Source organism: Neobacillus soli NBRC 102451, assembly GCF_001591665.1.
Lineage (GTDB): Bacteria > Bacillota > Bacilli > Bacillales > Cytobacillaceae > Neobacillus > Neobacillus soli.
Genome location: NZ_BCVI01000029.1, coordinates 132,408 through 145,544, shown reverse-complemented (window position 1 = coordinate 145,544; position 13,137 = coordinate 132,408). Strand labels below are relative to the sequence as shown.

Below are 13,137 nucleotides of genomic sequence, written 5' to 3'. Positions count from 1 at the left end.
ATCGATGATGTGCCATCCATAACCCTTGCATCCATATTATATGCCAAATACTCAGCGGATGAGCCCCAACAGTTCTTAATTCCGCTTATTTTGAAAAGCTGTTTTGGGATGGAAGAGCATCTAGCTTAGAGGAACAAGCACTGGGTCCGATAAAAAATCCAGTTGAAATGGACCAGAATATAAATGAACTCGTAAAAGAATTGGAAGCTGTTCCAGAGTATCAAAAGCTCTTTGCTCAAGCTTTTGATGACAAAATTACATCGGAACATATTGCTGATGCTTTAGCAAGTTATGAGCGTATACTGATTGTCAACGATAAACCATTTGACCACTATTTAGCTGGTGACAGCACTGCCCTAACCATTCAAGAAAAACTGGGTATGGAAATTTTCGCCGGTAAGGGAAACTGTTTAACCTGTTATGCAGGAGCATCTTTTTCAGATAACAATTTTGACAATTTAGGCGTGAACAATGGTGATTTAGGACGTTTCGAAGTAAGCAATGACGAAGATGATAAAGGGGCATTTCGCTCTATCAGCTTCGGGAACTAATTTATACAGCTCCTTACATACATGATGGAAGTATGAAGACATTAGAAGAAGTTGTAAAGCATTATAGCGATGGAAAGCATGTTGATAACTTTACTTCTCCTGATTTCCAACCTCTTAATCTTTCTGATAAGGAACAAAAAGCCTTGGTTGCCCTCCTTAAATCGATGAGCGGAGATCCAATAAAAGTTGAAGCTCCAGTAATTCCATAATTTGTGCTGAAGCGCAATGGGACGATTCGACACCACTGAAAAACGTCCCTCTCTTTTTGACCTTGCTTACTAGGAATTGGGAAATGGATATTGGGGTCCCCCCGGTGAAGTAAAGCTTTAACGCACCTGAGGACTGACCCCAAAATCTTCTATCTTCTTCTAATAGTTCGATTATTTCATTTCATTTCCATCATCATCATTTCCCACTGCTAGGAAAACATGTGGAATCAAAAAAAGTGCCAGACACCACCCAATTTTCTTGATGGTGCCTGGTACTCATTATCTATCAATAAACATATCCTGCTCTCCCCTTCATGTAAAATTCCATGAAGGGGTTTTTGTTGTATATAACCAATGATCAACGATACAAAAGCCACAAATTCCCTCAAATCGTTCACCTATACCAATAACCTCAGGTAATAATCTTCACAGTATCTTAATGAAATTAATAAATATTCAAAATTTTTTACTATTTCTTCATGAATGCTCAACTGCAACTTCATGTTTCGTACCTATAATGAACCTAACTGTTAGCCAATCTCTCTACTTAATAAAACTATTGGGGTGGTAAGTTTGTGAGTACTGAAAGAAGCTTTAATATCTACCAAGATTATTCAAGGGTCCAAACCTCCAAACTCTCATTATCAAAGCATGTGGAGCAATATCTATATCTAAAAAGAGCTTATGACATTTTACTTGCAACCACCGGGATTTTTTTCGCACTACCGATTGTTATTTTATTTGCGGTCCTTATCGTCCTTGAAACACCCGGATCCCCCTTTTATGTTCAGGAAAGGATGGGAAAGAATGGCAAACGTTTCAAAATGGTGAAGTTACGATCGATGAGAATGGATGCAGAAAAAGGAGGTGCCAAGTGGGCCGAGGTAAATGATCCTCGAATCACAAAAGTCGGATCCTTTATTCGAAAGACACGCATTGATGAACTTCCACAATTGGTTTCAGTTTTAAAAGGGGATATGTCCATCATCGGTCCTAGACCCGAGAGACCATTTTTCACGGTGAAATTTAATCGAGAAATAGAAGGGTTTGCCAATCGCTTGCTTGTTAAACCTGGTCTTACAGGTCTTGCTCAGGTTAGTGGCGGATACGATATTTCTCCGCGGGAAAAACTTCAATATGACTTGGAATATATTCAAAATCTAACCTTTTCTCTTGAAGTAAAAATTATCTTAAAAACGATTAAAGTGATTTTTACAGGAGAAGGAGCACGTTAAAAAAAGGCAGGGTAAGCATATGTCCGCAATCAGAAGCCAACTACATAAAGGAGTAAAGTGGACTGGGATTTCTACGCTGTTGATTACAGCTATACAAATCATTCAGTTTGCCTTACTTGGAAAACAAATGAGCCTTTCCGAATTTGGGCTCGTAGGAATGATCACCACCATCGTTGTGTTTGCTCAAATATTGCTAGACTTGGGTTTTGGCTCAGCCGTAATTCAAAAAGATTCGGTTTCTACACGAGCATTATCGACTCTGTTTTGGCTAAATGTGGTAGTTGGGATTGGGCTATTTGTGCTCCTATTGCTAACTAGCCCATTGCTTGCTCTGTACTTTCACCGACCCGAACTAATCGAACCTATTCGCATTTTGGCCCTGATGTTCTTAGTCGCTCCCGTCGGGCAGCAATGCCAATATTTGTTGCAAAAAGAGTTACGGTTTAATCTGCTCGGTGTGATTGAAGTGGGAGCCACTTTCCTCTCCTTCATGACATTGGTGATTCTTCTATTTACGATTAGTCCAATTTATGCCTATGTCATTTCACAAGTCGTTCTGAATTCCGTAAAAGGTATCCTTTATTTTGTCTGTTATCAAAAGAAATGGCGTCCTATGTTTGTATTTGATTGGTCGGAATGCAAGGAATACATTCCGTTTGGCGCTTTTCAATTAGCTTCTCGGTTAGTCAATAGAATCGGTTCCAATATGGATGTCATTTTAATCGGCCGGTTCATGGGTGCTGAAGCACTCGGTATTTATAATCTTGCCTATCAAATCGTGACGATTCCAGTCTTGAAGATCAATCCTATTGTTACAAGAGTGGCCTTTCCCGTTTTTTCGAAAAACAATCAAGATCATGCAGCATTAAATGATGGATTCTTACACATGACAAAACTATTAAGTCTCGTCTCCTTCCCAATCTTAATGGGGCTTACAGCCGTGTCCAATATTTTTATCCTGACTATTTTTGGTCAAAAGTGGCTAGAAGCAGTCCCCATTTTGCAAATCATGGCTGTCGTAGGCATTCTTAGGGTTTTAATGAATCCCAATGGATCGATTATTTTAGCAAAGGGCAAGGCGAATATTGCTTTTTATTGGGATGCAGGTGTACTCCTTCTTTATGGGGTCTCAATATCCCTTGCGGTTATGACGAACAGATTAGAAGTTGTAGCTTGGACGTATGTACTGGTAAGCATTGTGAACTTCTTAGTGGGCAGATGGCTATTAACCTGGCTAATTCAGCTCCGCTTCCGCCAATACCTGAGAACCATTGCGGTTCCATTCCAATTATCACTTCTCATCACAGTGATTGCTTATTTTATGAAAGAACTTTCAAGCTTTTATTTTCCACTCACCAGCATTTGGCCATTGGTTATTTCGGTGAGTATCAGTGCTGGCGTGTATATTTTACTTTTGTATAAAATGTATCCTCATTTTTTTGCAAAGATCATAAAAAAAACTAAACGAGGTCAATCATTATGAAAGTTTTATGGGTGACAAGTGTATATCCTAGTGATGAAAAACCTGGTCTTGGTGTATTTCATGAAACTCAGGTTCAAGCATTGCTCCGTTTAGGCGTTGAGGTGACCGTGATCTGTCCTGTCCCGCGCAATCCTGCATTGATTCGATACTTTCGAAAATCATATCGTGCGAATCCAGGAACCGCGTATATGTATGAGCGAAAGGGCATTACGGTCTATCGCCCGCCCTATTTAGCCTTTCCTGGCCAGCTAAGATGGGCGCAGCCAAATAAACGGATTGCTACTTCCGTATTAAAGACCATGGCCGATTACGAGTTAGCGCCCGATTTAATTCACGCCCATTTTGCGATGCCATCTGGAGGTGCCGCAAGAATTGTTGCCCAACAAAAACAACTGCCCTGGATTTTAACGTTACATGGGAGTGATGTAAACATCTATCCCAACTACAGTGCAAGTGCAAAAAAAGCATTCCAACAATCTGTAAAGGAGGCCAATCATGTATTGGCTGTTAGCGAAAGCCTAAAAAGAAAAGCCAACGAACTGACAGGTAGGGATAGTTTGGTTCTTCCACTCGGTATTGATTTATCACATTTTCACCCGCCGGAAGAAACAAAAATGCAAATACGACGACGTCTTCAACTCCCAGAGAACAAAAAACTCATCGTTTTTGTCGGGAGGTTAACCAAAGCCAAAGGTGTTTTTGAACTCGCTCAATCACTTGAAAGGCTTTCGGATGATATTGCCGTTGTGTTTGTTGGAGATGGGCCGGCTAAAGAAAAATTAAGCCAGCATTCGGATTTTAATAGAAGGCTTTTCTTAACAGGTCAAGTTGAAAATGAAAAGGTGAAGGAATACTTGTTGGCTAGCGATTTGTTTGCACTCCCCTCTTATACAGAAGGTATGCCAACGGTTGTCATTGAGGCCCTTGCCTTGAAATTGCCAGTGATTAGTACGGCCGTAGGCGGTGTCCCTGAGTTATTCGGCAATCATAATCATCTTTTAATTGAGAGGAGGTCGGTATCCAGCCTAGTCCAGCGAATTAACGATATTTTAAACCAACACCTCTATTCAACAGAGGTTCAGTATGAACTCTTTGAATCGATTCAAAAAAACTACAATGCCCATCAGAATGCTATTTTGCTAAAAAACGAATATAAAAGAACAATACTTTCCAGTTTGGTAACACAATAGTCTCATTTGATAAAGCAACTAAAAAGGAAATGAAAGGATCGATCATAATGAAAAAAATAGCGGTCATTGGAACAGGTTATGTCGGACTTGTATCAGGTACTTGTTTTGCTGATTCAGGAAACCAGGTTACTTGCTGTGATATTGATGAATTGAAAATAAATGATCTTTTACAAGGAATTATGCCTATTTATGAGCCTGGATTAAAAGAGCTTTTCGATAAAAATGTCCGGAGAGGTACCCTTCATTTTAGCAGTAATGTCATGGCAGCGATTCTCGATGCTGAAGTCATTTATATTGCCGTTGGTACCCCGATGACATCGACAGGTAAAGCGGACTTAACCTTTGTAAAACAGGTGGCTAAAACGATTGGTGAAAATTTAAATAGTTACAAAGTGATTGTAACGAAAAGTACCGTACCCGTTGGCACTGGCAAACAAATCGAAGCGATTATTCGAAAGTACTCATCTGGAAGACATCCTTTTGACATTGTTTCTAATCCTGAATTTTTACGAGAGGGATCAGCCATTAAGGATACCATGAACATGGAGCGTGCTGTCATTGGTGCCACAAGCGAAAAAGCATTTCAACTGATTTCAGATCTCCATCAGCCCTTTACAACGACCATTGTGAAAGCCACTTTAGAAACGGCGGAAATCATTAAATATGCGGCGAATGCTTTCTTGGCTACGAAGGTTTCCTTTATTAATGATATAGCCAATATTTGTGAACGTGTGGGTGCTGACGTGACAAAAGTGTCCGAAGGAATTGGCTTAGATAGCCGGATTGGCAGTAAATTTTTACAGGCTGGCGTTGGGTTTGGCGGCTCTTGCTTTCCGAAAGATACTGCGGCGCTGCTGCACATTGCCGAGGAATGTGGATACGACTTTAAATTAATCAAAGCAGTCATTGAAACGAATGAAGGCCAACGTGTTCAATTAGTAAAAAAATTGTTAACGTCACTGGGTTCTTTAAAAGGGAAAACGATTAGTGTTTTAGGATTAGCGTTTAAACCAGAAACCGACGATATCCGGTCTTCTCCCGCACTGGATATTATCCCTTACTTAACGGAGCAAGGCTCAATTGTCCGGGCGTTTGATCCGATTGCCATAGTAGAAGCGAAAAAACAGCTCGGTGGTTATCAGTGCTTCTATACCGAGGATATTTATGAAGCCATGAAAGATACGGATGCTTGCCTTATTTTAACAGATTGGCAAGAAGTGAAGAAATTAGATTTAGCCAAAGTAAAGCGAATAATGAACCAGCCACTTATTGTCGATGGCCGTAATCTCTTTGATTTAGAGATGATGCAAGGACTTGGATTTACCTATCTTTCGGTAGGTAGACCCGCAATTCAAAAGCATAAAATCATATCAAGGACCATTTAGGAGGTTTTTCTGATGAACAAAGTGATCGTAACAGGTGGTGCAGGTTTTATTGGCTCACATATCGTAGAGGAATTGCTTCGAAATGATTACCAAGTCGCGGTGATTGATAATTTTTCAACAGGTCGAGAAGAAAACATAGAGGGCTTGCCTATTGAAGTCTATGATCATGACATCACCCATCCTAGTGTAATCGATTTAATCGTTTCTCTTAGTCCAGATTATATTATTCATCAAGCGGCACAGGTAAGTGTGGCAGCATCCGTAAAGGACCTTCTCTTTGATGAAAAAGTAAATATTAGAGGCTCGCTTCATATTATTAAAGCAGCCATTAAAGCAAAGGTAAAACGAGTGGTGTTTGCTTCTTCAGCTGCTGTGTATGGGAATCCTGTCGCATTGCCGGTCACACTCGCTCACCCAACACAGCCGGAATCCCCTTATGGATTAACAAAGCTATCCGTCGAAAATTATTTAAAAATGTCTAGTAAACTCTATCACCTGCCCTATAATATTTTGCGCTATAGCAATGTTTATGGACCAAGACAAGACTCAAAAGGTGAAGGCGGAGTGGTCGCCATTTTTTCCGATTGTCTGACTACTAACATATCACCTGTGATATTTGGGGACGGCGAGCAAACAAGGGATTTTATTTTTGTAAAAGATGTGGCACGAGCGAATGTAAAAGCGCTGTCCGCAAGAAAGAATATCAGTGTTCATGTTTCATCAGGCTCCTGCATTTCCATAAATCATCTGTTTCACGCGATGAAGGAAGCTGCTGGTTCAAATATGAACGCTATCTATAAACATGCGCGTCCAGGTGATATTCGCCATAGTACCCTTGCAAATGAAGAAACAAAATCAATGCTAAATTGGGAGCCCTCTATCGAGCTTTTCGAAGGATTACAAGAGACGATCCAGTTTTCTAAGAAGGCTAGCCAATGGCAACTAATCAAAGGTTAGCGCGAAAAAGGGAGTAGGAGTTTGATGCAACGTAATCAGGTGGTTAAACAAGCAACAGGTGTGTCAGCTTTTCTCTTAGTAGGACTCTCCATCGTCTATTCACTTGTTAAAATGCCGATGGAAACGATTTTTTTACTAGGGATATGGTCTGTTATCGTCTTATCAGTTCTATTAAAAATGTATGTTCATAGTAGATCGCTGCTTCCAAGCGTTATGTACATATTAGTATCGACAACTTTTCTGAATCAATCGGTTTTAACCATTCATGTTGGCTTTTTTAGTTTGTTTTTGTACCGTTTGCTGCTGATTGCGGCTGTTATTCTCTTTATCTTACAAGTTAGGAAAGAAAAGAATCTCCCGCAATCTTGGAGCCAGGTTCATGTCAAGGGTATTCTACTTTTTCTATTGTTTTGGATGGCCTATGCAGTGGTTTCACTTCTTTGGGCAATATCCATTATCGATGGAATCAAATCCTTATTTCTTTTGGGAATGGGCATTTCGTTTATCGTTCTGGCCGTTTTTACCTTTAAAAGCATGACTAGATTGTTCCTATTTTATGGAATTTGGATGGTTATGACCGTCATTTTAATGATGATTGGCTTCATCAATCATTTTGCCCATATTCAGCTCCCTACTTCAACCCTTTACGGAGCACCTGAATATAAGCTGGCGTATCCAACTTCCGTATTCTTTAATCAAAATGATTTTGCCACCTTCCTAACCATATCATTCTTTTTTTATCTTTCAGTAGCCAAAAATAGTCAAAGCAAACTATTATCGACAACAAGTTTTCTTCTTTCCATTTTATCTGTGTATCTCATTTATTTAACAGAATCTCGGGCGAGCTTGCTCGGAGTCATAATCGGCTTAATCGCTTATTTCTTTATACTCCTTCCGACTTTTTTTAAAAAAATCGCAGCCCTAATCGGTTCTACTGTACTTCTATTGATTGCGCTTGTATTTTCCGGCAAGTTTGTCCATTTGGTCGATCAGTTTCTTAGCGCTTCGGCCTCTTATCCGAGTAATGAAATACTTCCTTCTAATGTAGCGAGATTAAATTTGCTTAGAAACACCCTTCATTTTTCATTAGAATCATTCGGATTTGGCGTTGGTGCCGGCAATATTCCCTTCTACTTAAAAAACAAGCCAATCTACGCAACCAACAATGTAGTAGAAGTGCATAACTGGCTGGCTGAAATTATGGGTAACTATGGGATCATCATTTTGCTTGGGTACGTTACCATGTATGCCTATCTTTTTTTTCGCCTCTATGCATTTTACAAAACACGTATAGGTCGGAAATATAAAGGCTTACTTGAAGCGTGCATGCTGGGGATGATTGGCTTCCTCGTTTCTAGTATCAGTCCAAGTTCCATTAGCAACCTATTTTTTCATTGGGTGTTTCTTGGATTAGTCATTTCTACGGTTTCTGTGTTTACAGGCAAGAATAATCAGCTTCACGAAGAAAATTCCTACTAAGGAGCAAGGTTGAAATGGGATTAATGATTCAAAGGTTGAAAGAAAGAAGTAAAAAATACTTCTTGATATTAATAGCGGTCCCCCTATTTCTAGGTGTGATCGGTTGGCTTCTTCCGGTAGGAAAGGAAGCTTCGAGCTATACGACCGAAGCAACCATTACCTTAGGGAGCTACAATAATCCAAGTTTAAATGATCCAAAACGTGTCATCACTTTGTTAACGAATGCCCCTTTTTATGAAGAAAATTTAGCCATGCTATGGGAAGAAAAGCATGAGGAAATTACCACGAAATTACAAGTAACAGCGGGTGCGGATTATATGATCAATCTATCGTATACAGACCATCCAGGACAAAGCGCGGTTGAGGTAATTAACAAGATATCAGACGCCTTTATAGCCATGGATCGAGAGAGGTTTCAAAAAAAGCAAACCATCATCCAGGAATCTATTGAAGCATTAAAAGACGAAAAAGTAGCTCCAGAGGCAATGGTAGATCAGCAACGCTTCTTATATGAACTGAAGACCGCTCAAAATGACATCAAACCGGCGGCAGTATTAAAATCAGCAAATAAAGAAGCGATCGAAACAGCAAATAGAGCCTTCAACTCAAAAGAAAGAGCGGTTTTAGGGATATTATTGGGCATTACCATCAGCTTTTTATGGATCGTCTTTCCTGAAATTGTTCGAAAACAATCATTTTAATAGGAGGTTTTTTAATGAGTCCACTGCAGCCTTTGATATCCATAATCACACCTTCATATAACGCTAGTTTGTCTATTGAACAAACGATCGAATCTGTTAGAAAACAAACCTTTCAGAACTGGGAAATGATCATTGTCGATGATTGTTCGACGGATGATACACCAGAAATATTAAAACGTTATGAAAAAGTAGATGAAAGAATACATGTGATCTACTTGGATCAAAATGGTGGTGCTGCAGTTGCCCGAAATCTAGCATTAAGGCATGCATTGGCCAGATACGTCGCTTTCCTTGATAGCGATGATTGCTGGAAGCCTGAAAAATTAGCAAAACAACTTTCCTTCATGCAGACTAATGATTATGCTTTTACGTTTACTGGTTACGAATTCATTACAAATGAAGGTGTCCGATTGAATAAACAAGTCTCTGCACCTGCAAAAGTTTCGTATAATGCTATGTTAAAGAATACGATTATCGGATGTTTGACCGTAATGGTTGATCGAGACAAAGTCGGCCAAATTCAAATGCCAAACATACGAACACGGCAAGATATGGCCACATGGCTAGCCATTTTAAAAAAGGGCATCCATGCTTACGGGTTGAATGAAAATTTGGCCGAGTACCGCATTGGAAATCCCTCCATTTCAAAAAACAAATGGAAAGCAGCAAAAATGAATTGGTTTGTCTATCGCAAGGTGGAAAAGCTCCATCTACTAAAGGCATTTTGGTGCTTTTCACATTATGCCTTTCATGCTGTGGCGAAAAGAATATAAAGAAATGCGAAGTCGTCTCGCCTCTCGCCGCTGAGCGCATCATTATCAAAGTTCAATGGAAATTCTTATTATTTCATTTAAAAGAAGGATGGGACCAATGAAAAACATACATATCATTGTTGCAACCGGGGAATGGGAACAAGATCAGCTGCGCTATCGAAGACATCGACTTGCGGAATTTCTGCAAAAACAGCCTGAAACAAAAGAAGTGATCTGGTTATGTCCAACCCCAAATCAACCAGAAAAGTCCTATACAACATTGACAAATGGAATAAAACAATGGACCATTCACGATCTGTTTCCACAAAAAGTGTTTCGATTTGCGCGCTATCTCGATCGATTTCACAAAAATAAATTACAGCCATTACTCTCATATTTAAAACAAGCTCAGGAACAGGATACTATTCATTTGTGGTATACCTTCCCTGGCTTTGCTTCGCTTTCTGACCTCTTTCCCTGGAATAAAGTGATCTATGATTGCAGTGATTTATGGGCTTCTCCTATTAGTGGGAAAAATTCAATCCTTTCCGCTTTCAGACAGACCATTATCTCAAGCGCAGAAAATCGAATTATTCATAGGGCCAATGTCATTTTTTGTACATCCGATTATTTACGGATGAGAATTGTAGATATGTTAGGTAGCAAAGAAAAGGTGTTTACATTTGAAAATGGCGTGGAATATGATTTATTTGCAAACCATCAAACAAAAATAAAGAATATTCTTCCTGTAAATTTTGATGGAACTGTTTTGGGGTTTATTGGGGGAATTAAACCAAAACTTGATTTTGATCTCATCCAAGAAGTAGCACAAAAGAAACGGGAGTGGCTGTTTCTATTTGTCGGACCAGATGGGACAAATGATCACCCTAAATTTAAAAGTTTATTAAATGAAAGGAATATCCTGTGGACTGGAAGTGTTGCTCCTTCCGAGGTCCCGAAATATATGAACTTAATTGATATTGGCATGATGCCATACAAATCATCTCAATATAATCAAGCTGTATTTCCGTTAAAGCTATTTGAATTTTTGGCAGCAGGTAAATCTGTCGTTGGGTTGCATTTGCCATCTACTAAAAAATATGCTGCGGAATCAGTATATACCCATTTAGATACTAATGATTCTAGCCAATTTATCCGAGCATGTGAAAAATTGGAGAGTCAAAAGAATCACGAAAACGATGTACTCATGCGTAAGGAGCTAGCTAAAACAAAAAACTGGAACGAAGTCTTTAATAATATGCTCCATTTAGTGTAGATTCTGACGGACTGAAGAAAAAAACGGAAAAAATTGAAGAAGAAATAGATGAATAATTTGTACTTAGTGATAATTATGTCTTTTCTCTTTTGATCTAAAGAATGAGCAATAAAAAATTCTGATAAAGGAAGCCGTGATTAATGCTAAAAACATAAAATTCAAAAAATTGTTCATAGTATTACCCCCAAATTAGAATAGTGATTCTTCTACTTTGAAAAAGACTCACTCCAAATCGACAACTTGTATATGAAAAGGAATTGCTACAGTTTTATTTTATGCTTAAAATACTAATGATTAATTAATTGGATGTTAATCTTATGTTAAGTATTAAACCATCCAAGATGCGTGATGAATTTCATAATCCCCCCCCCCCCTTTTCTAAGATTTTCGAGACAAAAAAAACGCCCTTGCCTACAATAGTAGATAAGGGCGTTCTATTAATACGGAAAAATAGTGCCAGGCACCTTCCAGATTTCTGGTTAGTGCCTGGCACCTTGTATTCCGTATATTTTCCAGCTCAATAGACGGTAAATGATTGATTATAGGACTTTGCTTAAGAACGCCTTGGTTCGGTCATGCTGAGGGTTACTGAACAACTCATTTGGTTCATTTTCTTCCACAATATAGCCGCCGTCCATGAATATGACCCGGTCCCCCACTTCACGTGCAAAGCCCATTTCATGGGTAACCACCACCATTGTCATCCCTTCTTTAGCAAGCTGTTTCATTACTTCTAATACATCTCCGACCATTTCGGGGTCAAGTGCAGATGTCGGCTCGTCAAAAAGCATGATTTTAGGATTCATTGCCAGCGCCCTTGCGATGGCAACACGTTGTTTTTGCCCTCCGGATAGTTCGCCCGGAAAACTATAAGCTTTTTCTCTTAACCCTACTTTATCAAGCAGCTCAAATGCTAATTTATCCGCAGCTGATTTGTCGGTAGTGCGAATTTTAATGGGTCCCATCGTGATGTTTTCTAAGACGGTTTTATGAGGGAATAGATTGAATTGCTGAAAAACCATCCCCACTTCTTGTCTAACTTTGTTTATATTGATCTTGTTGTCTGTGATATCTTGTCCGTTAATAACTACTTCGCCACCTGAAATTTCCTCTAGGCGATTTAAGCAGCGAAGGAACGTACTCTTTCCTGAACCAGATGGACCAATTACACAAACTACCTCTTGTTCTTGTACCTCTGCATTGATATCCTTTAAAACCTCTATCTTACCAAACGATTTTCTTAGATTTTTAACTTTGATCATGCTCATCGAAGCTGAATCCTCCTTTCGATGAAATTAGCTAAGATGGTTAATAAATAAATAATGATAAAGTAAATAACACCAACAGCCAGCCAAATCTTGAAAGCCTCGAAGGTTGCTGAAGCTTGGATTTGCCCTTGCTGTGTTAAGTCGGCTATCCCAATAACGGATAATAGAGAAGTATCTTTTAAACTAATAATGGACTGGTTGGTAATGGTAGGAAGCATTCTTCTAAATGCCTGTGGGAGCACCACATATCGCATCGTTTGTACACCCGTAAAACCAATCGATCTTGCCGCTTCTGTTTGTCCCTTATCAATCGATTGAATTCCCGCTCTGATAATCTCAGCAAAATATGCCCCCGCATTAATAGCAACAGTGACGATCCCAGCTGTTGTGCTGTTTAAGGACACCAATTGTAAAGAATTCACGCCGAAATAGATAAAAAACAATTGTACAATAAATGGCGTACCTCGAATCGCGTCCACATAAACCTTTGCAATCCAGTTTAAAATCTTACTCGGAGCCAATCTTAATAATGCGATGACTAAACCAATTAAAAAACCAAGAATAATAGCTATTACAAAAATATATAGAGTAACTTGAAGTCCTTTTAATAACATTGGAATAGCTGCAGAAATAATATCCATCTTTATCATC

At 39.2% G+C, this 13,137-nt stretch carries 12 protein-coding genes and 1 pseudogene; 11 read left to right on the top strand and 2 right to left on the bottom strand.

All coding sequences use genetic code 11. The features are described from left to right. Positions 1-74: 74 nt before the first annotated feature. From BSO02S_RS11520 to tuaH, 11 genes and pseudogenes are all read left to right on the top strand, one after another. A pseudogene (locus tag BSO02S_RS11520) lies at positions 75-551 on the top strand (cytochrome-c peroxidase); the annotation flags it as partial. Positions 552-583: 32 nt separating this feature from the next. Continuing rightward, on the top strand, positions 584-760 hold the full coding sequence (locus BSO02S_RS27050; RefSeq protein ID WP_157081442.1) for a hypothetical protein: 177 nt from the start codon (positions 584-586) through the stop codon (positions 758-760). A gap of 575 nt (positions 761-1,335) precedes the next feature. Next, positions 1,336-1,995: a sugar transferase gene (locus tag BSO02S_RS11515; RefSeq protein WP_066066902.1), complete on the top strand. Its 660-nt coding sequence runs from the start codon at positions 1,336-1,338 to the stop codon at positions 1,993-1,995. A gap of 19 nt (positions 1,996-2,014) precedes the next feature. Further along, positions 2,015-3,478 carry a teichuronic acid biosynthesis protein TuaB gene (tuaB, locus tag BSO02S_RS11510; protein ID WP_066066900.1) on the top strand — a complete coding sequence of 488 codons (1,464 nt, stop codon included), beginning with the start codon at positions 2,015-2,017 and terminating at the stop codon, positions 3,476-3,478. Next, positions 3,475-4,668, top strand: coding sequence for a teichuronic acid biosynthesis protein TuaC (tuaC, locus tag BSO02S_RS11505; protein ID WP_066066899.1), 1,194 nt, complete (start codon positions 3,475-3,477; stop codon positions 4,666-4,668). The genes tuaB and tuaC overlap by 4 nt, the downstream gene beginning before the upstream one ends. A gap of 47 nt (positions 4,669-4,715) precedes the next feature. After that, a complete protein-coding gene (gene tuaD, locus BSO02S_RS11500; protein ID WP_084374985.1) occupies positions 4,716-6,053 on the top strand; it encodes a UDP-glucose 6-dehydrogenase TuaD in 1,338 nt (445 codons plus the stop codon). A 12-nt stretch (positions 6,054-6,065) separates the two neighbouring features. Further along, entirely contained in the window at positions 6,066-7,010 is a 945-nt protein-coding gene (locus BSO02S_RS11495) for an NAD-dependent epimerase/dehydratase family protein (RefSeq protein ID WP_066066897.1), read from the top strand. Between the two features lie 24 nt (positions 7,011-7,034). After that, complete coding sequence (tuaE, locus tag BSO02S_RS11490; protein ID WP_066066895.1) at positions 7,035-8,489, top strand: teichuronic acid biosynthesis protein TuaE; 1,455 nt, start codon at positions 7,035-7,037, stop codon at positions 8,487-8,489. Between the two features lie 14 nt (positions 8,490-8,503). Continuing rightward, positions 8,504-9,190 (top strand): hypothetical protein, encoded by a 687-nt coding sequence (locus BSO02S_RS11485; protein ID WP_066066893.1) that lies wholly within the window; start codon positions 8,504-8,506, stop codon positions 9,188-9,190. 14 nt (positions 9,191-9,204) lie between these two features. Further along, on the top strand, positions 9,205-9,963 hold the full coding sequence (tuaG, locus tag BSO02S_RS11480; protein WP_066066891.1) for a teichuronic acid biosynthesis protein TuaG: 759 nt from the start codon (positions 9,205-9,207) through the stop codon (positions 9,961-9,963). 88 nt (positions 9,964-10,051) lie between these two features. Continuing rightward, the gene (gene tuaH / locus BSO02S_RS11475) at positions 10,052-11,218 is read left to right on the top strand and encodes a teichuronic acid biosynthesis protein TuaH (protein WP_066066889.1); all 1,167 of its coding nucleotides are present in this window, start codon (positions 10,052-10,054) and stop codon (positions 11,216-11,218) included. Between the two features lie 539 nt (positions 11,219-11,757). On the opposite strand, the gene BSO02S_RS11470 is transcribed toward tuaH, so the two are convergent. Beyond that, entirely contained in the window at positions 11,758-12,486 is a 729-nt protein-coding gene (locus BSO02S_RS11470) for an amino acid ABC transporter ATP-binding protein (protein WP_066066887.1), read from the bottom strand. Further along, on the bottom strand, positions 12,483-13,127 hold the full coding sequence (locus BSO02S_RS11465) for an amino acid ABC transporter permease (RefSeq protein ID WP_066066885.1): 645 nt from the start codon (positions 13,125-13,127) through the stop codon (positions 12,483-12,485). The genes BSO02S_RS11470 and BSO02S_RS11465 overlap by 4 nt, the downstream gene beginning before the upstream one ends. Positions 13,128-13,137: the final 10 nt, after the last annotated feature.